The 24,041-nt window shown below is 70.6% G+C and carries 24 protein-coding genes; 16 read left to right on the forward strand and 8 right to left on the reverse strand.

Going from position 1 to position 24,041, the window contains the following annotated elements; translation table 11 throughout:
• Positions 1-75 precede the first annotated feature (75 nt).
• Positions 76-1,215 (forward strand): serine hydrolase, encoded by a 1,140-nt coding sequence (locus tag MTF69_RS01355; RefSeq protein WP_243329782.1) that lies wholly within the window; start codon positions 76-78, stop codon positions 1,213-1,215.
• Here the strand turns inward: MTF69_RS01355 and MTF69_RS01360 are convergent.
• On the reverse strand, positions 1,212-1,610 hold the full coding sequence (locus MTF69_RS01360) for an ArsC/Spx/MgsR family protein (protein ID WP_243329784.1): 399 nt from the start codon (positions 1,608-1,610) through the stop codon (positions 1,212-1,214). The two genes, MTF69_RS01355 and MTF69_RS01360, sit on opposite strands and share 4 nt — an antisense overlap.
• A 106-nt stretch (positions 1,611-1,716) precedes the next feature.
• Between MTF69_RS01360 and MTF69_RS01365 the strand changes: the two genes are divergently transcribed.
• The gene (locus MTF69_RS01365) at positions 1,717-1,980 is read left to right on the forward strand and encodes a hypothetical protein (protein WP_243329786.1); all 264 of its coding nucleotides are present in this window, start codon (positions 1,717-1,719) and stop codon (positions 1,978-1,980) included.
• A 36-nt stretch (positions 1,981-2,016) separates the two neighbouring features.
• On the opposite strand, the gene MTF69_RS01370 is transcribed toward MTF69_RS01365, so the two are convergent.
• Together MTF69_RS01370 and MTF69_RS01375 are read right to left on the reverse strand one after the other, a co-directional pair.
• A complete protein-coding gene (locus tag MTF69_RS01370; protein ID WP_243329788.1) occupies positions 2,017-2,712 on the reverse strand; it encodes a polysaccharide deacetylase family protein in 696 nt (231 codons plus the stop codon).
• Between the two features lie 111 nt (positions 2,713-2,823).
• Positions 2,824-3,978, reverse strand: coding sequence for a PP2C family protein-serine/threonine phosphatase (locus MTF69_RS01375; protein WP_243329791.1), 1,155 nt, complete (start codon positions 3,976-3,978; stop codon positions 2,824-2,826).
• 76 nt (positions 3,979-4,054) lie between these two features.
• On the opposite strand from MTF69_RS01375, the gene MTF69_RS01380 reads away from it, so the two are divergent.
• From MTF69_RS01380 to MTF69_RS01390, 3 genes are all read left to right on the forward strand, one after another.
• Complete coding sequence (locus tag MTF69_RS01380) at positions 4,055-4,777, forward strand: VIT family protein (protein WP_374321926.1); 723 nt, start codon at positions 4,055-4,057, stop codon at positions 4,775-4,777.
• A 330-nt stretch (positions 4,778-5,107) separates the two neighbouring features.
• Positions 5,108-6,001: a TIGR01777 family oxidoreductase gene (locus MTF69_RS01385; RefSeq protein WP_243329792.1), complete on the forward strand. Its 894-nt coding sequence runs from the start codon at positions 5,108-5,110 to the stop codon at positions 5,999-6,001.
• Between the two features lie 233 nt (positions 6,002-6,234).
• Positions 6,235-7,485 carry an FAD-dependent oxidoreductase gene (locus MTF69_RS01390; RefSeq protein WP_243329793.1) on the forward strand — a complete coding sequence of 417 codons (1,251 nt, stop codon included), beginning with the start codon at positions 6,235-6,237 and terminating at the stop codon, positions 7,483-7,485.
• Positions 7,486-7,912: 427 nt separating this feature from the next.
• Here the strand turns inward: MTF69_RS01390 and MTF69_RS01395 are convergent, their stop codons facing one another.
• Entirely contained in the window at positions 7,913-9,412 is a 1,500-nt protein-coding gene (locus tag MTF69_RS01395; protein ID WP_243329794.1) for a regulator, read from the reverse strand.
• Between the two features lie 103 nt (positions 9,413-9,515).
• On the reverse strand, positions 9,516-10,928 hold the full coding sequence (gene iscB, locus MTF69_RS01400; protein WP_243329795.1) for an RNA-guided endonuclease IscB: 1,413 nt from the start codon (positions 10,926-10,928) through the stop codon (positions 9,516-9,518).
• Between the two features lie 410 nt (positions 10,929-11,338).
• Between iscB and MTF69_RS01405 the strand changes: the two genes are divergently transcribed.
• From MTF69_RS01405 to MTF69_RS01425, 5 genes are all read left to right on the forward strand, one after another.
• Positions 11,339-11,680, forward strand: a complete 342-nt coding sequence (locus MTF69_RS01405) for a hypothetical protein (protein WP_243329796.1) — start codon at positions 11,339-11,341, stop codon at positions 11,678-11,680.
• 88 nt (positions 11,681-11,768) lie between these two features.
• Positions 11,769-12,566: a lipoyl(octanoyl) transferase LipB gene (gene lipB / locus MTF69_RS01410; protein ID WP_243329797.1), complete on the forward strand. Its 798-nt coding sequence runs from the start codon at positions 11,769-11,771 to the stop codon at positions 12,564-12,566.
• 119 nt (positions 12,567-12,685) lie between these two features.
• Entirely contained in the window at positions 12,686-13,633 is a 948-nt protein-coding gene (gene lipA, locus MTF69_RS01415; protein WP_243329798.1) for a lipoyl synthase, read from the forward strand.
• A 270-nt stretch (positions 13,634-13,903) separates the two neighbouring features.
• Positions 13,904-14,101, forward strand: a complete 198-nt coding sequence (locus MTF69_RS01420; protein ID WP_243329800.1) for a hypothetical protein — start codon at positions 13,904-13,906, stop codon at positions 14,099-14,101.
• Positions 14,102-14,111: 10 nt separating this feature from the next.
• Positions 14,112-14,804, forward strand: coding sequence for a DUF4191 domain-containing protein (locus tag MTF69_RS01425; protein WP_243329802.1), 693 nt, complete (start codon positions 14,112-14,114; stop codon positions 14,802-14,804).
• Here MTF69_RS01425 and MTF69_RS01430 read toward each other — a convergent pair.
• Complete coding sequence (locus MTF69_RS01430; RefSeq protein ID WP_243329804.1) at positions 14,764-16,512, reverse strand: recombinase family protein; 1,749 nt, start codon at positions 16,510-16,512, stop codon at positions 14,764-14,766. The two genes, MTF69_RS01425 and MTF69_RS01430, sit on opposite strands and share 41 nt — an antisense overlap.
• A 450-nt stretch (positions 16,513-16,962) precedes the next feature.
• Positions 16,963-17,430 carry an RDD family protein gene (locus tag MTF69_RS01435; RefSeq protein WP_243329805.1) on the reverse strand — a complete coding sequence of 156 codons (468 nt, stop codon included), beginning with the start codon at positions 17,428-17,430 and terminating at the stop codon, positions 16,963-16,965.
• Between the two features lie 186 nt (positions 17,431-17,616).
• Between MTF69_RS01435 and glnA the strand changes: the two genes are divergently transcribed.
• From glnA to MTF69_RS01450, 3 genes are all read left to right on the forward strand, one after another.
• A complete protein-coding gene (gene glnA / locus MTF69_RS01440) occupies positions 17,617-19,026 on the forward strand; it encodes a type I glutamate--ammonia ligase (RefSeq protein WP_243329806.1) in 1,410 nt (469 codons plus the stop codon).
• Between the two features lie 903 nt (positions 19,027-19,929).
• Entirely contained in the window at positions 19,930-21,255 is a 1,326-nt protein-coding gene (locus tag MTF69_RS01445) for a hypothetical protein (RefSeq protein WP_243329807.1), read from the forward strand.
• Positions 21,252-21,551 (forward strand): WhiB family transcriptional regulator, encoded by a 300-nt coding sequence (locus MTF69_RS01450; protein ID WP_243329810.1) that lies wholly within the window; start codon positions 21,252-21,254, stop codon positions 21,549-21,551. Before MTF69_RS01445 ends, MTF69_RS01450 begins: the two co-directional genes overlap by 4 nt.
• Before the next feature lie 53 nt (positions 21,552-21,604).
• Here MTF69_RS01450 and MTF69_RS01455 read toward each other — a convergent pair whose 3' ends face one another.
• Positions 21,605-21,823 carry a hypothetical protein gene (locus tag MTF69_RS01455; protein WP_243329812.1) on the reverse strand — a complete coding sequence of 73 codons (219 nt, stop codon included), beginning with the start codon at positions 21,821-21,823 and terminating at the stop codon, positions 21,605-21,607.
• Positions 21,824-22,252: 429 nt separating this feature from the next.
• Between MTF69_RS01455 and MTF69_RS01460 the strand changes: the two genes are divergently transcribed.
• From MTF69_RS01460 to MTF69_RS01470, 3 genes are all read left to right on the forward strand, one after another.
• Positions 22,253-22,396 carry a hypothetical protein gene (locus tag MTF69_RS01460; protein WP_243329824.1) on the forward strand — a complete coding sequence of 48 codons (144 nt, stop codon included), beginning with the start codon at positions 22,253-22,255 and terminating at the stop codon, positions 22,394-22,396.
• On the forward strand, positions 22,393-22,569 hold the full coding sequence (locus tag MTF69_RS01465) for a hypothetical protein (protein ID WP_243329825.1): 177 nt from the start codon (positions 22,393-22,395) through the stop codon (positions 22,567-22,569). Before MTF69_RS01460 ends, MTF69_RS01465 begins: the two co-directional genes overlap by 4 nt.
• A gap of 184 nt (positions 22,570-22,753) precedes the next feature.
• A complete protein-coding gene (locus MTF69_RS01470) occupies positions 22,754-24,010 on the forward strand; it encodes a DUF2637 domain-containing protein (protein ID WP_243330435.1) in 1,257 nt (418 codons plus the stop codon).
• Positions 24,011-24,041 lie beyond the last annotated feature (31 nt).

Genomic DNA, 24,041 nt, shown 5'->3' on the forward strand with positions numbered 1-24,041 from the left:
CCGATGGGCAACGCGCGGTGCGTGGCGGAGTGTTGATGTCAGAGCCCGCCGAGTCGCCTTCTCCAGGAGCCACCGATGAACGCACGCCCCCGCACCTTCCGCCGGATCGCCGTCACCGGCATCGCCCTGGCGGCCCTCGCCGTGGGTGTGGGCGCCCCGGCCGCACTGGCCTCGACCGGCGGGTCCGGCGGATCCGGCACGTCCGGCACGTCCGGCACGTCCGGCGGATCCGACGGCTCCGCCGTGAGTGCGGTCCAGGCCCGGCAGGCGGCCGTCCGCGATCCCGCCGCGCTGCGGGCCTTGCTGGCCTCCCTGCCCGACGGCGTTTCGGCGGGGGCCCTGGCGCGGCTGTCCGGCGAGGGGCTGCGCACGCCGTGGACCGGAACCGGCGGGCCGGTCGCCGCCGACGCGGAGGTCCCGATCGGCAGCGTCACCAAGCTGTTCACGAACACCCTGGTGTTGCGGCTCGTCGCGGAGCACCGGATCGAGATCGACGCGCCCGTGCGCCGCCACCTGCCCGACCTGATACCCGAGGCCTACGCCGACGTGACGGTCCGGCAGCTCATGGACCACACCGCCGACCTGCCGATGGTCGCCGGCGATGCCGCCGACCCGCGCACCATCGTGCTCGAGACGTTCGCGGCGGACGAGGCCACCCGCCCGGGCCGCAGACCCGCCCCGGGCACGGCCCAGCAGTACAACGGGATGAACACCTTCGTCGCCGGCCTGCTCGTGGAGCGAATATCCGGCCGGACCTACGTGGAGGAGCTGCAGCGCCGCATCGTGCGCCCCCTGGGGTTGCGTCAGACCCGGATGTCGACGGATCCGCGGATGGCCAGGTACTGGGCGGAGGGCGGCCTGGTCTCCACCGCGGCCGACCTGGACCGCTTCATGGCCGCGCTGCTGGGCGGCCGGCTGCTGCCGCCCGCGCAGCAGCGGCACCTCTACGAGGTCCCGGACGTGCCCAACACCAAGGGGAACACCTGCCTGTCGCCGAGGGCCTGCTTCGGCGCGGCCGGCCTGATGCGCCACGAGACCGCCGGCACTGTGGTCTGGGGCAAGACGGGCTCAGGCCCCGGCTGGTCGACCGGAGTGTTCGCCACCGAGCAGGCCGGCCGCCGGCTCGTCTACGCCCACAACCCGAAGCCCGGAGCGGCCCGGGAGGACCAGATCAAGCGCGTCGTGGACTTCGTGGACGCGGGCTTCGCCGGCTAGGCGGTGCGGGAGAGGGCTTCGCGGACGGCTTCCTCCGAGCGGGCCACCACCGCCGTGCCGTCCTCGGCCGTGATGATCGGGCGCTGGATCAGCTTCGGGTGCGCCGCCAGGTGGCTGATCCAGGCCCCGCGGGCGGCTTCGGTCTCCTCGCGCGGCAGGTCCCTCCCCCAGACTCCGTCCGGGGGGACCCCCGGACCGGTCTCCTTGGCCAGGGGGTCCGAGGTGCGGGTGATGTCCCAGGGTTCCAGGCCCAGCCGGCCCAGGACCTCGCGGATCTCGGCCTCGGAGGGCACGTCCTCCAGGTAGCGGCGGACGGTGTACTCGGCGCCCTCCGCGTCCAGCAGGGTCAGTGCGCTGCGGCACTTCGAGCAGGCGGGATTGATCCAGATCTCCATGCCCGAAAGCTTAGCGAGGTGCTGTCTGGCCAGGTCCTTTGTCAGTGGTCGCCGGTAAAATTCAAGGAGAAGGACAGGACGCCAACTTGCCTTTGGGAGGCTGTAGATGGCCACTGCCATGACCCTGCACACCATCGGGCCCGTCAAGAAGAAGCCGCTGCCGGCGGGGCTGCCCCGGGAGTGGTACGAGAGCCACAACCGGCGGCTGAAGGCGATGCGGCTGGCGATATCACTGCTCGACTCGGGCACGTATGACGCTCAGCGCGCCACCAACCGCAAGATCCGCACGATGGCCGTCCGGACGGGCATCCGGCGGCCGTCGAACGTGACCTGCAAGCTGGTCCGTTCCTTCATCCGCGACGCCGGGTAGGCGGAGCGGGCGGCGGCGCGGGCGGGCCGGCAGGGCTCAGCCCGCCTCGGGGATCTTCGGGAAGCTGAAGTCGTAGCCCTGCTCCTTGAGCCACGGCAGCAGCTTTTCGAGGGCCTCGACGGACTGGGAGCGTTCGCCGCCCCCGTCGTGCATGAGGATCGTCGGCCCCTTGGTCTTCAACTGCTCCTGTACGGCGCTGACGATCTCGTCCGCGCCGGGCCGGTTGAAGTCGCCGGGGTCGACGTTCCAGCCGAGGTTGGCCATGCCGCCGCGGGCGGCGATCTCGCGGCTCTCGGGGGTGAAGGCGCCACCAGGGGCGCGGTAGTACCAGATGCGGGACGAGCCGCTCGCCTCGTCGATCATCCGCTTCGCGTCCATGATCTCCTTCACCAGGTCCGGGTGCTTCTTCGCGTTCGGCCCGGTCAGGCAGAAGGTGGCCTTCGCCCCGTGTGCCTCGAGGAGTCCGAGCGCCTTCGGGGTCCACCTCGGGTCCGGGCCGTCGTCGAGGGTGAGGTTGACGACCTTGCCCCCGTCCTCGGCGGCGCGCGTCAGGGCCGAGCCCACCTGGAGCGGGGCGGGGGCCCCGACCTGCTGGTTGGGTGCCGAATCCGGTTCCGCCACCGCCTCTTCCCCGGCCAGGCCGAACACGATCGCGCCGGTGATCAGTGCGACGGCTCCGGCCGCCGCGACGACGGCCGTGATCCGCTGGTTGTGTTTGTACGGTGCGCGCATCGAAGGGGCCTCGAATTCCGTGCTCGGAGGGCTGGAAGACCCGAGCAAAACACGGAAATTGACCCAAATGGGTGATTGTCATCGTTTGGTCATGTGATCAGTACGGCATGGTCACCGCGCGCCGGGGCCGGGCTTCCTTCCGCCCCGCGCCCCGCCGTGCGCCGCCCCGCCCCGAGCCCTGTCCCGCTCCGGGGACAGGGACAGCACCAGCAGGGCCACGTCGTCGCGCGGCCCGCCTCCGGTGAAGGACCGCAGGTCCCGCCACACCGCCGGGGCCAGCCCCGCCGGATCCGTCGCCAGTACGGGCACGCGGGCGGCCAGCGGGTAGAAGTTCCCCGCCGCGTCGCGGGCCTCGGTCACGCCGTCCGTGTACATCACCAGCCGGTCCCCGGGGAGGGTCCGGAACTCGGCCGGCGCCGCCGGGGTGGGGCCGGCCAGGCCCAGGCCCAGCGGAGGCCCCGGGTCCACGTCGACCTCCGAGACCGTGAAACCCCGTAGCAGCAGGGGCGGGGGATGCCCGCACGACACGATCCGTACGAGGTCCAGTCCGGGCGGGAACTCCAGCAGCACCACCGTCGCGAAGAGCTCCGCGTGCGCCACCGACTCGGCCGCCGAGTCCGCGAGCAGCCGCCGGTCCAGCCGGGCCGCCACCGTCGTGAGCTCCGCGTCGTCCAGGACCCCCTCCCGGAAGGCGCCGAGCAGCGAGGCCACGGTGCCGACGGCGGCCAGGCCGTGGCCCTGGACGTCACCGACCAGCGCGCGCACGCCGTAGGGGCCGACCCGTACGTCGTACAGGTCGCCGCCGACCAGGGTGCCGTGCTGCGCCGCACGGTAGAGGCCCGCGCAGCCGACCGCGCCGACCCGTTCGGGGACGGGCGGCAGGACCGCGAGCTGCGCCGCCTCCGCGACGGTGCGCACGCTCACCAGCTGGGCGTCGCGGCGTTTTCGGACCCAGGCGACCACCACGCTGAGCAGGCCGATCACCGCGACGGTCGCGAGGTCGGACCCCCGGGCGTGGGCGATCCCGAGCGAGGGCAGGCCGATGAGGACCAGCACCACTCCGGCGAAGACGGCCGTCCCGGCGGCCCCGTAGGCGAAGGCGGCCACCGGGGGGAGCCCGGCCAGGAAGTAGCCCAGCTCGACGTCGCCCGGGGTGATGCGCTGCACGAACACCAGCACCACCAGGGCCACCGCCGGCGCGAGGCGTGCCCAGCGCGGCGGCGGCGCCCCGCGCAGCCAGCCCGGCTCCTCGCGTAGGCGTCTCACCCCTCCACCCTTATCCCGGCGCCGAAAGCGCGCACGCCGGGTGGCTCCTTCCGGCGGCGGCCGCGACAGTGGTGGCGTGACGGAAGCGGATGGTACGGCGGAGCACGGCGCGGCGGAGCAGAGCGCGGCGATCAGCACCCGGCTGAACTGGCTGCGCGCGGGGGTGCTCGGCGCGAACGACGGGATCATCTCCACGGCGGGCCTGGTCGTCGGCGTCGCGGGGGCCACGACCTCGCGGACGGCGATCCTGGCGGCGGGCGTCGCCGGGCTGCTGGCGGGCGCGCTGTCGATGGCGGCGGGGGAGTACGTGTCGGTCAGCTCCCAGCGGGACTCGGAGAAGGCGGCGCTGGACGTGGAGCGGCGCGAGCTGGAGGAGTCGCCGGAGGCGGAGCTGGAGGAACTGACGGGGCTGCTGGTGGGCAGGGGGCTGAGCGAGCCCGTGGCCCGGGAGGCGGCCGAGCAGCTGACGGAGCGGGACGCGCTGCGGGCGCACGCGCGGGTGGAGCTGGGGATCAACCCCGACGAACTGGCCAACCCCTGGCACGCGGCGGCGGCGAGCCTGGTGGCGTTCACGGTCGGGGCGCTGCTGCCGCTGCTGGCGATCGTCCTGCCGGGGGCGTCGCAGCGGGTCCCCGTGACGGTGGTCGCGGTCCTGCTCTCCCTGACCCTGTGCGGGGTGCTCAGCGCACGGCTGGGCGGGGCGCCCGCGGCCCGCGCGATCCTGCGCAACGTCGCCGGCGGAGCCCTGGCGATGGCGGTGACCTACGCGGTGGGCACCTGGCTGGGCGCAGCCACCTGACGCAGCCGCCGCCTCCGCGCCCACCCCGCAAGCCGCCCACCGCCTGACGGGGGCTCGCCATCTAATGGCCTGCCGCCGTCTGAGGGGCTTGCCGCAGACTCCGGTCCACTGCCGGTGCCCGGCCCGCCGCCGCCCCCCGGCGTGCCTCCCTCCGCGGCCGGGGAGTGCGAGGCTCGGGCCTGGGCCCGGCGGCCCCTGCCGGGAGCGTGCGGCCCGGAGGTGTGCGGCCCGGGAGCGTACGGCCGGAGGGTGTGCGGCCCGCGCCCGAGCGGCGCGGCTCCGGGCGGCCCGGCGCCCCCGTCGGTGCGGGCCCGCTGCCAAGATGGGGCCATGCGTATCGCAGTCACCGGTGCCACCGGGCTCATCGGCAGCGCCCTCGGGCGGTCACTGAAGGCCGACGGACACGAGCTGGTCCGCTTCGTGCGGCGGGAGCCGGCCGGCCCAGGCGAGGCGCGGTGGGACCCGGCGCGCGGGTACGTGGACCCGGCCGGGCTCGCCGGGTGCGAAGCCGTCGTGCACCTCGCCGGGGCCGGGGTCGGGGACCACCGCTGGACGGCCGCCTACAAGCGCGAGATCCGCGACAGCAGGGTCAAGGGCACCGCCGCCATCGCCTCGGCCGTCGCCGCCATGGACGAGCCGCCCGCGACGCTCGTCTGCGGATCCGCCGTCGGGTACTACGGAGACACGGGAGACCGGGCGGTCGACGAGGACTCCCCGGCCGGCGAGGGGTTCCTCCCCGAGGTCTGCGTGCAGTGGGAGGCCGCCGCGGCGCCCGCCCGCGACGCCGGGGTCCGGACCGTGTTCGCCCGTACCGGACTGGTCGTCGCCGCCGAGGGCGGGGCCTGGGGGAAGCTGTTCCCCATCTTCAAAGCCGGCATCGGCGGCCGCCTCGGCAACGGCCGCCAGTACTGGTCGTACATCTCGATGCACGACGAGATCGCCGCCCTGCGCCACATCATCGACACCCCGGCCTTGGCCGGGCCGGTGAACCTGACCGCCCCCGAACCCCTGACCAACCGCGAGGTCACCGCCGCGATGGGCCGGGTCCTGCACCGCCCGACGGTGTTCGCCGTGCCCGCGCCGGTCATGCGCGTGGTGCTCGGGGAGTTCGCCCAGGACGTGCTGGGCAGTCAGCGGGCGCGTCCCGCCCGGCTGCTGGAGTCCGGGTTCGTCTTCCGGTACCCGGGGATCGAGGAGTCGATCAGGGCCGCACTGGAGGCCTGAAACGACCCGGGGCCGCCAGGCCCGAAAGCCCCGGCGCGCCAGGCCTGAAAGCCCCGGGCTCCAGGGGGGAGCGCCGGGGCGCACACCTGCGACCGTCCGTGAGCCGAATGCGACCGCCGTGCGACCGGAGTTGACCGCATTACCCGTAATGGCACACCCAACTCGGGTTCCGCTGGAGCCCGTTGGGGGAAGGAGGTTCCCCACACAGCCGGGCCGACCTCGGGGAGGGGCACGTGCTCAACAGCGCACACGCACACCATGCGGACGTGGTCATCGTAGGAGCCGGAGTCTCCGGACTCGCGGCAGCGCACCACCTGATCGCGGCCGGAGTCACGGTCATCGTCCTGGAGGGCGCCGACGACCCCGGAGGCCGGATGGCCACCGAGACCGTGGACGGCTTCCGGCTCGACCGGATCGGCCAGCTCCTCAACACCGCCTACACCGAACCGGCCCGCACCCCGGGCCTCGAAGACCTGGTCCTCAAGCCCTTCGCGCCCGGCGCCCTCGTCCACAGCGACGGCAGAACGCTGCGCGCCGGCGCCCTCACCCGCGCCCGCGCCCTCACCAGCGGCTCCCTCGACCAGGCCCGGATCGGCGCGGCTCTCGCACGCCTCGCCGCCCTGCCCGAGGAACGCCTCCTGGCCCGCCCCGAGCGCACCGCGCACGCCGCCCTGAGCTCCAGGAGCCTCGGTACGACGCTGCGCCCGCTCCTCGCCGCGCTCCTGCGCGACCCCGCACTCACCACCTCCAGCCGGGTCGCCGACCTGGCCCTGCGCACCTTCGCACGCGGCCGCCTCGCCGTACCCGAGGGCGGCGCCGCCACCCTGCCCGCACTGCTCGCCGCCGCGCTGCCGCCCGGCACCGTACGGACCGGGGTCCGGGTCCGCTCCCTCGCCACCAACCTGGTCACCACCGAGGAACACGGCGACTTCAGCTGCCGCTCCGCCGTCCTGGCCACCGGCGCCCGGGCCGCCGCCGAACTGCTCCCGGGCCTGCGCGTGCCCGCCTTCCACCAGGTGACCGTGATGCACCACGCCACCACCACCCCGCTCGCCTGGGACGGCTCGCTGCTCCTGGACGGGGACCCGGACTGGCCCGTCGCCCACACCGCGGTGATGAGCGCGGTCGACCCGACGCGCGCGCCCGCCGGCCGCAGCCTGGTCACCACCACCGTGCTCGGCCCGCCGCCGCCCACCCGGACGGTCGCCTCGCGACTGGCCCGGCTCTACGAGACCGCGACCCGGGACTGGGAGCTGCTCGCCGTCCACCACACCCCCGAGGCCGTCCCCGCCATGCCGCCGCCGCAGGACACCCGGCGCACCGTCCGGGTCCTGGCCGGGCTGTACGTGTGCGGCGACCACCGGGACACCAACACCGTCGAGGGAGCCCTGCGCTCGGCCCGCCGCGCCGCAGCCGCCCTCCTGCGCGACTTCGGCATCCCCGTCCCGTCCACCCCGGAAGCCGCCCTCCCACTGGCAGCCTGACCCCACCACCCACCACCCCGCCGCCCCCACACACCCTCGCGGGCCACCACTCTCTTCGGGGCCCGGGTCGCCCTACGGCCACCACTCTCTTCGGGGCCCGGGTCGCCCTTCGGTCACCACTCTCTTCGGGGCCCGGGTCGCCCTTCGGTCACCACTCTCCTCGGGGCCCGGGTCGCCCTGCGGGCAACCACCCACCTCGCGGGCCGTTTCGCCTCGAGGGCAACCACCCCTCCTGTGCGGTACTGCGTCGCCCTGCGGGCAACCACCCCCCTCGGAGGGCTGGTTGCCCGCAGGGCAAAATCAGCCCCGCCGGCGTTTGAGGCGCGGGGTCCGGGGCGGAGCCCCGGGAGCGGACCCGCAGGGGCACCACGGCGCAGCCACCCGCCGGCCCCGGGGGCGCAGCCACCTCCCCCGCCGACCCGCAGGGTCACGACAAGGCGGCCACCCGGTCCCGATACCCCCGCACCGCAGACGCGTCCCGGTACGGCTCCAGCCGCCGCTCGAAGTCCCGTACGTACTCCACCGCCCGCACCGACCGCATCTCACTCGCCTGCTGCGCCGCCTCCGCGCCCAGCGCGCACGCCTGGTCCAACTCGCCCAGCCCCAGCCGCGCCGTGGCCAGCACCACCCGGCAGAACAGCCGTGACCGCGCGTACGAGGGCGCCCGCAACTGCAAGGACCGCTCCGCGTGCTGCGCCGAGGCCCGGTACTGCTGCAGGTCCCGGTGGCAGTGCCCGAACTCGTCCGCGAGCTGCGCCTCGTCGTAGTCCCGCGCCCAGTGCGGTACGTCGTCCCCCGGCCGGGCCGCGCCCAGCGCCCGCTCGGCCCGCACCAGCGAGGCCGTCGACGCCCTGACCTCCCCGAGCACCGCGTGCCCGCGCGCCTCCGCCGAGTGCAGCAGCGCCTGCACCACCGGCGGCGGCCCGGAGCCCACGCCCTGCTGGGCCACCCGGGCCAGCTGCACCGCCTCCCGGCCGTGGCCGAGGTAGACCGCCTGCCGGCTCATCGTGATCAGCACGTACGCCCCGTACGGCCGGTCCCCGGCGGCCTGGGCCAGGCGCAGCGCCTGGACGAAGTACCGCTGGGCGAGCCCGTGCGCGGCGATGTCGTACGAGGTCCAGCCCGCGAGCCGGGTCAGATCGGCGGCGGCGGAGAACAGCCGGCGCCCGGTGGTCTCCCCGTAGGTGCCGCGCAGCATCGGCTCGGCCTCGTGTTCCAGGTACCGGACCAGGGCCTGGCGGGCATGGCCGCCCCCGTAGGCGTGGTCCAGGGTGCGGAACAGCTCGCTCACCGATCTGAGCGCCGCGATGTCACCGCCCGTCACCCGCTGCCCGGGCCCGCGGTCGATCTGCCGCTGCCGGGGCACCGAGGCCCGGCCGGGCAGGGGACGGTTCTGCTCGGGACGGCTGTGTTCGTGACGGCTGTGTTCGGGGCGGCTCTGTTCGGGAACGCGCGCGGCGGCCTGCTCCGCGCCCCGGCCGACCCGTTCGTCGGCGCGCCCGATCAGCCAGTCGCGGCTGGGCACCACCAGCCCGGCCGGGGTGAAGGCGATCTTGCGCAGCTCGGCGTGCGAACCGGAGTCCTTGCGCCAGAGCCCGCTCGCGATGTCGACGGCCTCCTCGGGGGTGGCCGCGAACTCCAGCCCCGCGTACACCGGGGCACACGCGTCCAGGCCCAGGTCCTGGGCCGAAAGCCGCCGCCCCAGGCGCCGGGTGAACACCTCCGCGATCAGCGCCGGCGTGGTGCCGCGCGGCTGCTGCCCGCGCAGCCAGCGGGTCACGGAGGTCTTGTCGTACCGCAGATCGAGACCGTGCTCCAGACCGAGCTGGTCGACACGGCGGGCGAGCCCGGCGTTGGAGAAACCGGCCTCGGCGATCAGCGCCGAGAGTTGCCGGTTGGGGACACGCTGGGCAGGTCGTTCCGTCATCGGATTTCTTTCGTGGAAACCCCTGCTTGAGCTGGGGGAGGGAGCGAATCCTTGGGGGCAGAGGTGCGGAGCGCCGGAGGTCTCTTCGCTTTGTCGATGACGGTCATCTGGTGCCGGTGGGTCCTTCGCGCCGGGCGGTGTAGGCGTATCCGTCGCCTCGTTGGAGGAGGCGGAAGTGTTTGTGGTGGATGCCTTGGATGAGGCCGTGGGCGGATTTGATGTTGAAGTTGCCGTTGGAGCGGACGGCGATGCGGCCGGTGTGGGTGCCGGTCTTCTTGCCGGTGGGGACGATGGCGCGGGCGAGGTCTCCGGTCTGGTAGCCGAAGAACTGCTTCTGCCTGGGTAGGCGCAGACGAGGGAACCCGTACTTGTCGGGGCAGGTGCGGGCATAGCTGCCGCGCCCGGCTGCGGTGACCGCAAGGACATGGGCCGGGGTGCGGGTGACGGTGTCGAGCTCGCCTACGCAGAGGGCGTCGAGGGTATGGGTCTTCGGGGTGCCGGTCCGCTGCCGATTCCATTTGGTGCGGCCACCGGATGCGGTGCGCACCGTGGGGAAGGTGGCGTCGAGGGCGTGCCAAAGGGCCCAGCGGGTGGCGTTGACGGCTGCCGCGTCGCGGAGTGGGGCTTTGGCCTGGGCGAGGATGCGGGCCAGCCGGCGTGGAGATTTCCTGAGGAAGTCTTCGACGGGGTGGTTGGATTTCTTCTCGTTGCAGGGGATGCAGGCGGTGCACAGGTTGGAGATGCGGTCGCTGCCGCCCAGGCTCTTGGGGTGGATATGGTCGATGTTGAGCGGCACTCCGGTAGCACCGCAGTAGGCGCAGGCCCTCCCCCACTTGGCCAACAGGTACTCGCGGGCTTCTGTGCCGTGCAGGGTGCCGTGTTGGTATTCGGCTCTCTCCAGGGGTCCGCCGTGGGACATAGCGTGAGTGTCGAAAGCGGCGCGCTCGATGTGCACCGCGCGTACGGGTGCCCAGCGTGCGAGCCGGGTGGTCCACGACATGGTGGTGTCCACGCGGTGACGCAGCGACGGGGCGAGCCAGCCCTTCGGGCGGGTGCGGTTGGAGAAGCGGGGTGCGCGATAGCGCAGATTGCGTGAACGCCTGCCGCGCCGGTAGGCGGCACGAGCAGTGAGCTTGTCCCGGATCCGGCCACCCCGGTGGGCTAGCTCGACCGCGTACAGGCCACGGCGCTCACCGTCCTTCGCGGTGAACACGGCGAGGCCGGTGTGCTTGGAGCCGGGGTCGATCCCGAGTTCCACGCCGTCCACCTTTGACTGGTCTGAGGTGCGGTCTTTCAGCCGGATGACGAACGGGGTGTGCCGGGCCACGACGGCGCGGCCCTGCTTGAGGAGCTTGCGGGCTCTGGCGGGTGTGGTCGGTTGCAGTGGTAAGCCGTGCTTGTCCAGGACGAACACGACAGGGTGGCCCTCACGGGCCTGCTCCCCAACCTCACGGTTGGGGGTGACGCCGTCGATGCCAGGTGAAGCATCGGTGGTCTCCCCTCGCACATGTTCCACGCCGGTTACCGCACGAGCACGGTGTTCGAGTCCCGTTTCGTCCCCGATCCGGGGGGTGTCTGCTGACTCGAATTCCAGAGCAGCCCGCTGAGGAAGCACGGACTGGTGGGTCTTCTCGCCTACGTGGAACGTAGCCAACTTTCGTTCACCTCCACACATGTGTTGTTGGCTGGTGCTGGTAACGGCGGCCCTCAACCACGCGGGTTGAAAGCCCCTTCCTTGCTGGAGGGGATCCTGTTACAGGGCCGGGACTCCGGTCTGTTATCGCTCACGGTCTCCGGACGAACGGCGTGAATGTAGCGGCGAACCTTGCCCGGACCGCCCTCTCTGTCCCACATTCATCCGATCGTGTGCAGAACCGGTGGGTCTCTTTACGGACCGACCCCCTCCACCCGCGTACGCTGCGCCCCATGACCCGCCGGCCCACCGGGGAGCCTCACCCCGGCAGCTGCGAGCGCCCCGACGGCGACGGCAGCCACGCAGAGTCCACGGCCCCGCCGCACGTCCCCGAGCCGGCAGCGCCCGAGCTGACCGAGGCGGAGTGCCGGCGGTGCGGGACCTACATCGCGGGGCTCGACGGGCGCTACGCGTGCGGGGTCTGCGGCTGGGTGAACGACCACTCCGAGGGCCACCGCCGGCTGCCCCGGGCGGACGAGGACCCGGACCGGCCGCCGAAGGGCCGCAGGCGGCCGAAACAGCTCCCCGGACCCCCGGATCCCGGGCCTTCGGCGGTGTCCGGGACGGGCGGCTGACGGGGCCCGCGGGGGCCGCCGTACCCTTGCCTGGTGCGATAGGTGCACACAGCAAGTTCGTCGGCAGGTTCAACGAGGAGGCGCCGCGGTGGCTGAGCTTGGGTTTGTCCGCTTGGGCTTCGGCCCGGAGGCCGTCGAGTACACGGTGGCCTGGGAAGAGCAGCGCCGGGTGCACGCGGCCCGCTTCGCGGACGAGATCGAGGACACCTGCCTGCTGGTGGAGCACCTGCCGGTCTACACGGCCGGCCGGCGTACCGCCGACAGCGAGCGCCCGCTCGACGGCACGCCCGTCGTGGACGTGGACCGCGGCGGCAAGATCACCTGGCACGGCCCGGGCCAGCTGGTCGGCTACCCGATCATGAAGCTGCCCCGCCCCGTGGACGTGGTCGCCCACGTCCGCCGCCTGGAGGACGCGCTGATCCGCACGGCCGCCGAGTTCGGCCTGGAGACCACCCGCGTCGAGGGGCGCAGCGGGGTCTGGGTGCTCGGCGACCCCGTGGAGGAGCGCCCGAAGATCGGCGGCCTCTCGCTGGACTTCGACCCGAGGCTGCACGACGAGGAGTTCGACGCCCGCCTGAACGGCCCCGAGTACGCGCCTTCCAACGCCGGCCAGCGCCGCGAGGACCGCAAGCTCGCCGCCATCGGCATCCGGGTCGCCAAGGGCGTCACGATGCACGGCTTCGCGATCAACGTGAACCCCGACAACACCTGGTTCGACCGGATCGTCCCCTGCGGGATCCGGGACGCCGGTGTGACCTCGCTCTCGTACGAACTGGGCCGCGAGATCACCATCGCCGAGGTGCTGCCGGTGATCGAACGGCACCTGAAGGACGTGCTGGAGCAGGCCGAGCTGCGCCCGCGGGAGATAGAGCCTGCCGCGGGCTGATCCCGGGGGGACGCCGGGGAATGGGTCGGGCCGCCCGCAGGTTGGCCGAGTGAAGAGCGTATGAAATTACGGGCGTACCCTGGTGGGCGCCGAAGAATCGAAGTCACAGGGAGCCGGTCGTGTCCGCAGTCGCACCCGACGGACGCAAGATGCTGCGCCTAGAGGTCCGTAACGCCCAGACGCCCATCGAGCGCAAGCCCGAGTGGATCAAGACGCGGGCGAAGATGGGTCCCGAGTACACCAAGATGCAGGCCCTGGTGAAGGGCGAAGGACTGCACACGGTGTGCCAGGAAGCCGGCTGTCCGAACATCTACGAATGCTGGGAGGACCGCGAGGCCACCTTCCTCATCGGTGGCGACCAGTGCACCCGGCGCTGTGACTTCTGCCAGATCGACACGGGCAAGCCCGAGGCGCTGGACCGCGACGAGCCCCGCCGCGTCGGCGAGTCCGTCGTCACCATGGACCTGAATTACGCCACCATCACGGGCGTCGCGCGCGACGACCTGGCGGACGGCGGAGCCTGGCTCTACGCGGAGACCGTGCGCCAGATCCACGAGCAGACGGCGGGCCGCGAGAGCGGGCACACCAAGGTCGAGCTGCTCGCCCCGGACTTCAACGCGGTCCCGGAGCTGCTGGACGAGGTCTTCGCCTCCCGCCCCGAGGTCTTCGCCCACAACATCGAGACGGTGCCGCGCATCTTCAAGCGCATCCGCCCCGGCTTCCGCTACGAGCGCTCGATGGACGTCATCACGCGGGCGCGGGCCTACGGCCTCGTCACCAAGTCCAACCTGATCCTGGGCATGGGCGAGGAGCGCGAGGAGGTCAGCCAGGCGCTGAAGGACCTCCACGAGGCGGGCTGCGAGCTCATCACCATCACGCAGTACCTGCGCCCCTCGCCGCGCCACCACCCGGTCGAGCGCTGGGTGAAGCCGGCCGAGTTCGTGGAGCTGGCGCAGGAAGCCGAGGAGATCGGTTTCTCCGGAGTCATGTCCGGCCCGCTGGTCCGCTCCTCGTACCGCGCGGGACGTCTTTACACCCAGGCGATGGAGAAGCGCGCGACGGTCTGAGTGCCAGGTGCGCGTGAGGCGTGCATGGCGCGCGAGGCGCGTGGTGCGGGCGGTATGTGAACTCCCGCACAAAGTCTTACTTACGGGTAACACCGCACCGATGCGGCCCCTAGGCTCTTTCTAGCGAGAGTCCTGGTGGGCCGCATCAAGGTTTCATCACTGTTTGACCAGTCGGTCATGCCCTGGTAACACCAGTCAGTGACGATTGTTCGACGCACCGCACACACGCTTGGCAACCCCCGACGTGAGCTCCGTGAAAGGGTCGACACCATGCAGGCCGCGCCCGTACGCGCCATCGCCATTCCGTCCCTCACCGACGCCGTCCGCGGCCTGGAGTCGCTGCTCATGAGCGGCGCCCGCCGGAACGCCTGGACGGCGGTCCTCGAAGACCGCCGCAGGGCCCAGGACCGGGTCGAAACCGAGCACGTACTCGAGGCCGCGGCGACCCGGACCGAGAAGGCCACGTAAACTTCGCTGCATGGCGAGGAAGTCAAACGCAGAGACTGCTGCGAACCCCGGGCGACTGAAGCAGATCGCCCTGACGTACAAGATGACGCGCAAGGCCGACCCGAAGGTCGGTCTGATCGTCGCGGGCGTGGGAATCGTCACCTTTGGTGTCTTTCTTGCGATCGGCTTCCTGATCGACCACCCGGTCTACCTGGGCATCCTGGGCTTCCTGGTGGCGTTCCTGGCGATGGCGGTCATCTTCGGACGGCGAGCCGAGACGGCCGCCTTCGGACAGATGGAGGGACAGCCGGGCGCGGCCGCGGCCGTACTGGACAACGTGGGCCGGGGCTGGAGCACCACCCCCGCCGTCGCGATGAGCAAGCAGCAGGACATCGTCCACCGTGCCGTGGGCAAGGCCGGCGTGGTCCTGATCGCCGAGGGCAACCCGAACCGGGTCAAGCCGATGCTCGCGAACGAGAAGAAGAAGCTGGCCCGGATCATGCCCGACATCCCGGTCCACGACTTCATCGTGGGCAAGGGCGAGGGCGAGGTGCCGCTCAAGAAGGTCCGTACGACCCTGATGAAGCTGCCCCGCGTGCTCTCCGGACCCCAGATCACCCAGGTCAACGACAAACTGCGGGCCATGGGGGACTTGCTGAGTAATATGCCGATCCCAAAGGGCCCTATGCCCGGTCGTGGCATGAAGGGTCAGCGACCGCGATGAGGACACCGGGAGTGACCCCTGTGGTCATTTCCATGGTGGGCAACGGATGAGGCTTGGTTGGAGGGGTGCCTTGGCACCCCTCCAACGCGTTCATGACCGCTTCCCACAGGCCTGATTCCGTCCAGCGCCGCCAATGGCCGCGCAACCCCGTCGAGCTGTGTTTCGCGTTCAGCTCTGCCCACCGTGCATCGGTCCTCGCCTTCTCCAGGAAGGCTTCCAGGACGGTCCGGGGAGCCAAGCCCCCCTTCTGGCGAGCGCGCGTTCCCCCGTTGGGGAACAAGCCCAGGGCGATCAGTCGAGCCCAGACCTCATCGGTCACCGTCGGGACCGATCTGGCCTCTTTCCGGAACCAGTCGGCCACGGGGCAGACCGTGCCCCGCCGCATCGGGGGCGGTGGGCCGGTCATCTCGATCCGGATGTCGAGCAAGCCCATCAACTCCCGCTGCCGCTCTCGCGCCAGATCCTTCAATTCCTCGTGGGTCAACCGGGTGAGGGCCCGAAGCGTCAGGGCCCGACACTCCTCGTTGATCGCCTCCACATGCCAGGAAGCCACCTCCGCGCGTGTCCGCTCCAAGCGCTCACGCTCTTCCCGTAGTGGCCTCAGGGCCCGGTCGGCAGCGATTTCCGCATCTCTGGGCGGCAGTCCCCGCTCCGTCGCAGACTTTGCCATGACGCTCGCGACGAGGCCGATCGTCTTGGCCTGCTCGGCAACGAGCCGATCCAGCTCGGTCAGTCTCGCCGCACGGTTCGCAGCCGGCCGGGTGCTTAGTCCGGACCGCTCCTCCGCCGGGGCGCGGAATCGTTCCTCATCTCCGACAAGGGTGCAGACTCTGGCCCACGCCCAATCTTCGACTCCGGTGGCATAGATCTGTGGGCAGGAGCAAATGGAGGCGCCCGCGTACAGCGGTCGCTTCCCCGTGCAGACGTAGTGAGGGGATTTCTCGCCGACTGGACTCCCGCCGACATAGTGCTTCCCGCACGGACTCGATCTGCGCCCACTGAGGGTGTAGCAGTTCCACTGAACCGGCGAAACCTTCGGCCGCCGGGAGACCGCGCTCCTGAGTTCGGCGACTTCGGCCTCGGTGAAGACGGGATCGAGCGGGATCGCAATGCTCTCTCCCCAGACGGGAGCGCCGTCGGGCCGGGTCTCTGCCCGGTGTGGCTTTCGGAAGACGTATCGGGCACTCAAGAGGTCCTCGTCCATGAGCCGTGCCCTGATATTGGCCTGGCTCCAGCGCTTGCCCGATCGAGTGCGTGAGCCCTCCGTGTTCAGGGCGAGCGCGACGCGGCCCCACTTGCCGTGTTCTTTGACGGCGAGCTGCCTCGCCCGGCGCAAGGTCGGCGCCTCGTGACGAGTGGTGCAAGGGGCTGACGGGGAGCAGTGGTCTCCTCCGTCGCAGTCATCGATCACCAAGCGCTGCTCGCCGCGGCGGCCCTGGTTGAGGATCCGGTATCCGTATCGCGGTGCCCCTCCGGGATGGCCGCCTTCTTTGGCCTTCTCCTGGATTCCGCCCTGTGTGCGGGTACGGATGTTCCTGTGCTCCTGTATGGCGTACTGGGCACCGTGGTGCATCCGTGATCGTCCGGCTCCGGTGGAGTTGTCGTAGTCGTCGTTGGCGACGGCCACGAAGATGCCCAGATCCTCAAGTTCCCAGATCCACTGCCAGAAGGCCGGCCCGGTGCGGCCGATTGCCCTGGTCTCGTTCACGTCCGAGTGCGTCCCTACCGTCCGCCTTGAGGGAGCCGCTGACGCCTCCATCGGTGTACGTGCCTACGTGTTCCCAGCCCTTGCCTGTGATGTAGAGCGAGGTGTCTACGCCGGTATAGGCCAGTCCGTAGCCCTTGGTCTGTACCTGAGTCGATACGCGGAGATAGTCGACGGCGCGTAGGGCGCCGGTTGCCCGCGATGGGATCCCGTTCGCAGGCGTGAGAGAGTTGCCCATGTCAGTCCTCCAAGACTGGCCAGACCCCGGGGTGTTAGCGCACGCCCGGGGTCACCCATGTGCTTGTCACGCTAGAGGTTTTGGCTGCGATGGAGGCGTTGAAGGGGAGAGATCCCCCAATGGGGTGACTTCTTCCGGGAGACCTGGATCCTGATTGCATACAGAAGGGCGCCCTGAGCAGCAGCTCAAGGGCGCCCTTCTGTGTCTCCCGGTCCCTAGATCCTGACCTGTACGGCGCGGCTGAGACGGTCGTGCAGCCCGCGGCCGTCGCGGTCCCAGACGAGGGCCGGGATCAGCAGGGCGAGCAGCGCGGTGCGCAGCACCACGCGGCCGAAGCCGAGCCGGCCGCCGTCCTGCGAAACGACCCGGAGGCCCAGGATCCGCTTCCCGGGGGTAAAGCCCACGGTGCCGACGGTCAGGACCACCAGGGTGACGAACACCGCCAGCGTCCAGTTCCCCGCGCCGTTCCAGTCACGGCCCGTGATCAGGCCGTACGCGATCAGCTGGCAGCCCATCCAGTCGATGGCGACGGCGCCGAGCCGACGGCCGAAACGGGCCACCGATCCGGTTCCCCGCTGCGGCAGGCCGAGCTGTTTGCCGGGGTACCCGAAGTCGGCACCCATCTCCTCGGCGGCCTCGCGGGGGCCGGAGAGCCAGGATCCGATTGCTTGCCTCTTGTCCACGCGAACACGGTACCTGTGCGGCTCGACGCCGTTCCGGCGGGACCCTGGTTAACTTGTGCGAAACAAATGGGTCATGCTTGAGAAACCCCGTCTGCTTATGGTCGGGTCAGCGTGCGGCACCGCACTGACGCACCACTAGCTATAAAAGCCCGCCCCTGCCCCGGGGTCGGGAGTAGGAGGAGTTGGATGTTCAAGAACGCCGACGAAGTGACGCAGTACATCCAGGACAACGACGTCAAGTTCGTTGACGTCCGCTTCTGCGACCTGCCTGGTGTGATGCAGCACTTCACCATCCCGGGGCGCGCGTTCGACCCGAACGAGGAGCTGGCCTTCGACGGCTCCTCGATCCGCGGCTTCCAGGCGATCCACGAGTCCGACATGGCGCTGCGTGCCGACATCACCACCGCGCGCCTGGACCCGTTCCGCAAGGACAAGACGCTCAACATCAACTTCTTCATCCACGACCCGATCACGGGCGAGGCCTACAGCCGCGACCCGCGCAACGTCGCGAAGAAGGCCGAGGCGTACCTCGCCTCCACCGGCATCGCCGACACCGCGTACTTCGGCCCCGAGGCCGAGTTCTACGTGTTCGACAGCGTGCGCTTCGCGACCTCCGCGAACGAGAGCTTCTACCACATCGACTCCGAGGCCGGTGCCTGGAACACGGGCTCCGAGGAGAACAACCGTGGTTACAAGGTCCGCTACAAGGGTGGTTACTTCCCCGTAGCCCCGGTCGACCACTTCGCCGACCTGCGCGCCGAGATCTCCCTCGAGCTGGACGCCCAGGGCCTCCAGGTCGAGCGTCAGCACCACGAGGTCGGCACCGGTGGCCAGGCCGAGATCAACTACAAGTTCAACACGCTGCTCGCCGCGGCCGACGACCTGATGCTCTTCAAGTACATCGTGAAGAACGTCGCCTGGCGCAACGGCAAGACCGCGACCTTCATGCCGAAGCCGATCTTCGGTGACAACGGCTCGGGCATGCACGTGCACCAGTCCCTGTGGGCGAACGGCGACCCGCTGTTCTACGACGAGGCCGGCTACGCGGGCCTCTCGGACACCGCGCGCTACTACATCGGCGGCATCCTCAAGCACGCCCCGTCGCTGCTGGCGTTCACCAACCCGACGGTGAACTCCTACCACCGCCTGGTCCCGGGCTTCGAGGCGCCGGTCAACATGGTGTACTCGCAGCGCAACCGCTCCGCCGCGATGCGCATCCCGATCACCGGCTCGAACCCGAAGGCCAAGCGCGTCGAGTTCCGCGCTCCGGACCCGTCCTCGAACCCGTACCTGGCGTTCGCGGCCCTGCTCCTCGCGGGCCTCGACGGTGTCAAGAACAAGATCGAGCCGATGGAGCCGATCGACAAGGACCTCTACGAGCTCTCCCCGGACGAGCACGCGAGCGTCCCGCAGGTCCCGACCAGCCTCGAGGACGTCCTCAAGGCCCTCGAGGAGGACCACGAGTACCTCCTGGCCGGCGGTGTCTTCACCCCCGACCTGATCGAGACCTGGATCGACTACAAGCGCACCCACGAGATCGCCCCGATCGCGCAGCGCCCGCACCCGCACGAGTTCGAGCTCTACTTCGACCTCTAGGAATTAGGGCATACCCGGACCAATCGCCCCTAGGGTGTGCGGTCCAGGAAAGCCCCCCTGACCTGCGGAAACACCTTTCGGCACCTTCCGTCGTCTTCCAGCGTTTTCCGTCGCCTTGTGCAAGATCGGTGCAACGGGACGGCTCTGGCGGACGGCGTGCCAGTCCGAATTGCACATGATCGAGGCCCCGCCTCTCTTCACGGAGAGTAGCGGGGCCTCTTTCTGTTTGCCTATCTTTGTCCACAAAAGCCCAGGTCGGAGGTGGTGTGGAGAGTCTGATGAGGTGTTTGCGCGGGGCCGGAGAGTGAGCGTACGGTCACATCCGTAGTCGCACGGGCGTCCCTGATGGGGGTGCTCGGGAAGCTGCACGGCGCCCCGCTGTCTACCCGGCCGGCGTCACAGACCAAGGCCGCGGGCAACGCAAAGAGGCCCGAGCATCCAGGGACGGGTAACGCCGTCCCATTCCAAGAAGCTCGGACCTCTCACTGCTGACCAACGGCCACCGAGCTTTCGCTCGTCCCAGGTTCTCGCCAAAGTCCCCGGGGTGGGCCTCGAAGTAAGAGGCTTCGAGTGTCAATCAGCACGCTTAGTTTGCCATGCCCTGATGCGGCACGGCCAGCCAGCCGCCCTATTTGTCGCGATGAATCTCGCGCAGTTGCTGGCGAAACGGTACGTCCGATCCGCACCCGCTTCCCCGCCGCGTGGCTGACCCGGTTTACCGGGGACACCCTCCGGGTCTGGACGCTGGCCAACGACTACGGCCGCCCGGCCCGGGGTGAGACTGCCCGCCGCGGATGCTTCGCCTCGGACAAGACCATCGCCGAACAGCTCGGCCTGCATCCTGTAACCGTCCAGTCCGCGTTTGCCGTACTGGAGGACCGGACCCACGCCGGCGAAGCCGCGGTGGCCTCTTCCACGCGCAGCCACCGGGCGACCGTGACCCGCTGGACCCGGCCCGTCGGCAAGAGCGAGAAGTGCGTCGAGGTCTCCTCGCACGCCCGCGCCGAGCTGTCCGCGAACCGGTTCAAGGTGTACGGCTTCATCCGGCTGGAGAACGACTTCGAGACCGAGCCGTCCCCGAAGGAGATCGGCAAGGCGCTCCGCCTGACCTCGGAGACCGTCCGTCGCATCCTGGTCGACCTCCGTACCGAGGGCTGGGTCAGCAAGACCGAGGGCGGCGGCGGCCGGGGCAACGAGGCCCGCTACACCGCCCACGACTTCCCGGTCATCCGGATCACGCAGCTCGCTCTCTTCCCCCAGCCCCAGCAGGTCAAGGTGGTCGCGTCCGAGGCCGCCGAAGACCTCGCGGACGAGATGTTCCCGGGCCAGATGAGACTCTTCGACTGCCCTGGAAACCCCCTCGATCTTCTTGCGGAAACCCCCCTCGATCCGGCTGTAGCAAACCCCCTCGATCCGGCTGTACAGAAGAAGCCCTCTTTTGATCAGGCTCTTTTTGATGATGCGGGCGAGGTGGATGGTGGTTCCGCCCGTAGGGCGCTACAGGTAGTAGCGCGTGGCCCTGTGGAAAACCCGGCCACCGAGACGTTTTCGCAGGCAGTGGCCGAGGTGGACACGGCTTCGCCGGAAGCACCCAAGAAGTCCCCCACCACGATCTCGGCGACCGCGTACCGCGTGCTGCGGCTGCTGCCGCTGGAGCTGTCTCCCGGTCAGTACGGGCTGGCAGCGAAGGCGATCGAGCAGGCGGTGGCCCAGGTCGGCGGCGACGTCGAGCGCATCACCGATCGCGTCCACCGCAACCTCGCCGGCCCGCAGGTCACCGACCCGTACGGCTGGATCATCAGCCGGGGCTTGCGGAACTCCCCCTGCCCGGAGACAGCGTGCGAGGACGGCCGCACCTGGCCGACCGGAGCCGACTGCCCGATCTGCCGCGAGCGGTACGCCGACCGGCGTGGAACCCCGCTGGTCTTCCGCGACCGCGCCACCGCGATCTACGAGGTGACGTGGATCTGCACGAAGTGCGAGCGCCCCGGCCCAGGCGAACCACCCGCCGATGCCATCTGCCGCGTCTGCTGCCCGGATGTGGCCCGGGTCGGGCCGTCGCCCTACCTGGCCGAAGACGTCCGGGGCCACGCTGCGGCCGTCCGCTCCGGCATCCGCCACAAGGCCACCGCCGAGCAGGACCACGACGCCCTGGCCATCGCCCGCGAGCAGAAGCGGGCTCGCCGCCTCGAACTCGACGAACAACGCCGCCCCGGCGACACCGCATGACCACCACCATCCCGAAGGAGATTGCCGTGGCCACCGATACCCGCAACGCCCAGACACCGCTGGACTGGGGCAGCGCCGCGGCCTGCGCGGGCTCTGTGCTGAGCCTGTTTTTCAGCTCGGGCACCAGCGGCATGGAAAAGCTGGCCACCCTGCGGGCCAAGGACATCTGCGAAGGGTGCCCGGTCCGGCAGAAGTGCCTGGACTGGGCGCTCGACCTCGAAATCGAGTACGGCGTTTACGGCGGCCTCGACCCCCGTGAGCGCGAGCGCCTCGTCGCCCGCGAGGCCGCGGCGTGAGCGGGCAGCAGAAAGCCCCCGCCGCGGTGTCGACGGGGGCCTGGAGGTCGGATTCAGGATTCTGCGGCAGCCGGCTCGCCCAGGCGGGATGCCTCGCCCAGCGCCCGGCAGGCACGTTCGTACCAGGCCATGTCCACGATCACCGCGCGCGGCTCCTCGTAGCGCACCACCACGGTGTGCGTCGCGTTGTAGTGCGCCCTGTTCACGGTCTCCGTGAAGTCCTTCCGGACCTCCGCGACGGGCCGCCGGGCGGATGCCTGTTCGTCTGCCATGCGCATATCGTACGGCCACCCACTCTTGCACAACAGATGAATGTTGTACAACACTGACCTACGCATCAACACCGGAGCGACAAGCCGGGGTTGACCAGCACCACGAGAACAGCCCGGAGGAAAGCCCGCGGGGGTGAGTACGAAGGCAGCGCTCGTTCCTTGAGAACTCAACAGTGGACAGAAACAAGATCAACGAGGTCTGACGATCTCCAGCCCGGCGCGTCTCGTACGTGCCGTGGCTGTGGGCCCTCAGCCCAAACGAAGAACGCCCCCGGCCGCTGCGCAAACAGCGGTGATCGGGGGCTCCGACAGATACCCCTGCCACACAGGAGCCGTCGTGATCCACACCGTAATGCACCCCAAGGTGCCGCCGATCGACCGGGCCTGCGCCCGGAAGGCCGCCGCCCTCCTCGCGAAGGGCTGGACCCGATGACCGACCACGACCACGACCAGGCTCGTGAGGAAGAGCGCGAGGACATGGTGCAGCTCGCCCGCACCGAGACCGAGCGCACGCTGACCGAGTACGGGGTCGCGCCCGCCGAGATCGCGCTCATCCTCGGGAGCGGCGAGTGAACGCCTCCGTCTTCCAGCAGCTCGAACTCGACATCCCTCTCGGCGCCGGCCGCGGGACCCTCACCACCGCGGATCGCCTGCGGGCCGCCGAGCTCCGCGCCCGCCAGGCCCACCGCCGGGCAGCCCGCACCTGGCACGGCTACGCCGCCGAGTTCTTCGGGGGGCTGCGATGAAGCCCCAGCGCCGCCAGGCCGGATGCGGCACGGCCCTATTTAACGTCGCCGCCGTCTTGTTCCTGGTCGTCCTCGCCCTCAAGGCGGGCACCCAGTGACGCCCCGCACGACCCGAAAGGAGGACCCGGTGCCGGACACCCGCACGGGCCTCGCCCAGCTCACCGGCGCCCGCAAGCGTCTCGCCCTGGCCGTCGGCGGGGGCGCCCTGATCATCGCCGGGATCGGCTTCGCCGGGTCCTACTCGGCCGTCGTGGACCTGGCCCGCGAGAAGGGTTTCGGCAAGTTCGCCCATGTCTTCCCCATCGGCGTCGACGCGGGCATCGCCGTACTCCTCGCGCTCGACCTGCTGTTGTCCTGGATCAGGATTCCCTTCCCGATCCTGCGACACATCGCATGGATGCTGACCGCCGCGACCATCGCCTTCAACGGCGCCGCGGCCTGGCCCGACCCGATCGGCGTCGGAATGCACTCCGTCATGCCGGTCCTCTTCGTCGTCGTGGTCGAAGCCGTACGCCACGCCGTCGGCCGCCTCGCCGACATCACCGCCGACAAGCACATGGACGGGGTCCGTATCACCCGCTGGCTCCTCTCGCCCGTCCCCACCGCGAAGCTGTGGCGGCGGATGAAGCTGTGGGAACTGCGCAGCTACGAGCAGGTCGTGGGGATGGAGCAGGATCGGCTGATCTACCAGGCCCGCCTACAGGCCCGGTACGGGCGCGCATGGAGGCGCAAGGCGCCCGTCGAGGCGGTGCTGCCACTTCGGCTTGCCCGCATCGGAGTCCCTCTCGCGGACACCGCGCCCGCCGGCCTCGCCGCTGCCGGACTCGACATCGAGTGGCGCCCGACCGCCCGACCGCCCGCCGAGACCACCGCGCTTCCCGCCTTCGAGGAGCACACCACGGCCGCTTTGGAGGTGCTCGGCCACCCCGTCCAAACGTACGCGGACACCCCGAGCGCGCTGCCCGCCCTTCCCTCCGGCCCGGAGGAAGGTAACCACCCCTCGCTGAGAGCTGCCCTTACCGGCCGACAGCCCGCGTACGCCGAGGAAGGGGCGCCGAAGAAGGCCCGGGAGGAGGTCACCGCCCGCATCCCGCAGGTCGACCTCCCGGAGGAAGCGCCGGAGTGCGAGGACGTCGTGCAGGTTCCCGCGCAGGTTCCGCCCCCGGAAGTCGGGACGGACGCCCGAACGGGTGAGTCTGCCGATGAGTCGACAAACCCGAAGGTCGCGCCCGGAGGTAACCGAACGTCGGACCAGCGTGACCCGCTGGCCGAACACCGCGCCCGCGTGGCCGAGGAGACGGCCGTCAAGCGGCAGGTCATCCGCGAGAAGTGGACGGCGGCGAAGGCCGAGAACCCCGCCCTCTCGAAGGCCGCGTTCGCCCGCATGACCTCCTGGACCGACCGGGAGGTCTACGCCGCGCTGCAAGGCGCATCCGCCTGACCCCGCACAGCACGACGCCCCCGAGCCAATG

This window comes from Streptomyces sp. AP-93, assembly GCF_022808175.1.
GTDB lineage: Bacteria > Actinomycetota > Actinomycetes > Streptomycetales > Streptomycetaceae > Streptomyces.

Coding starts and splice junctions, on each gene's coding strand:
- MTF69_RS01355 (WP_243329782.1), top strand. CDS start 76: ATGAACGCACGCCCCCGCACCTTCCGCCGGATCGCCGTCACCGGCATC.
- MTF69_RS01365 (WP_243329786.1), top strand. CDS start 1,717: ATGGCCACTGCCATGACCCTGCACACCATCGGGCCCGTCAAGAAGAAG.
- MTF69_RS01385 (WP_243329792.1), top strand. CDS start 5,108: ATGCGTATCGCAGTCACCGGTGCCACCGGGCTCATCGGCAGCGCCCTC.
- MTF69_RS01360 (WP_243329784.1), bottom strand. CDS start 1,610: ATGGAGATCTGGATCAATCCCGCCTGCTCGAAGTGCCGCAGCGCACTG.
- MTF69_RS01405 (WP_243329796.1), top strand. CDS start 11,339: ATGACCCGCCGGCCCACCGGGGAGCCTCACCCCGGCAGCTGCGAGCGC.
- MTF69_RS01420 (WP_243329800.1), top strand. CDS start 13,904: ATGCAGGCCGCGCCCGTACGCGCCATCGCCATTCCGTCCCTCACCGAC.
- MTF69_RS01450 (WP_243329810.1), top strand. CDS start 21,252: ATGACCACCACCATCCCGAAGGAGATTGCCGTGGCCACCGATACCCGC.
- MTF69_RS01460 (WP_243329824.1), top strand. CDS start 22,253: ATGACCGACCACGACCACGACCAGGCTCGTGAGGAAGAGCGCGAGGAC.
- MTF69_RS01395 (WP_243329794.1), bottom strand. CDS start 9,412: ATGACGGAACGACCTGCCCAGCGTGTCCCCAACCGGCAACTCTCGGCG.
- MTF69_RS01455 (WP_243329812.1), bottom strand. CDS start 21,823: ATGGCAGACGAACAGGCATCCGCCCGGCGGCCCGTCGCGGAGGTCCGG.
- glnA (WP_243329806.1), top strand. CDS start 17,617: ATGTTCAAGAACGCCGACGAAGTGACGCAGTACATCCAGGACAACGAC.
- MTF69_RS01370 (WP_243329788.1), bottom strand. CDS start 2,712: ATGCGCGCACCGTACAAACACAACCAGCGGATCACGGCCGTCGTCGCG.
- MTF69_RS01425 (WP_243329802.1), top strand. CDS start 14,112: ATGGCGAGGAAGTCAAACGCAGAGACTGCTGCGAACCCCGGGCGACTG.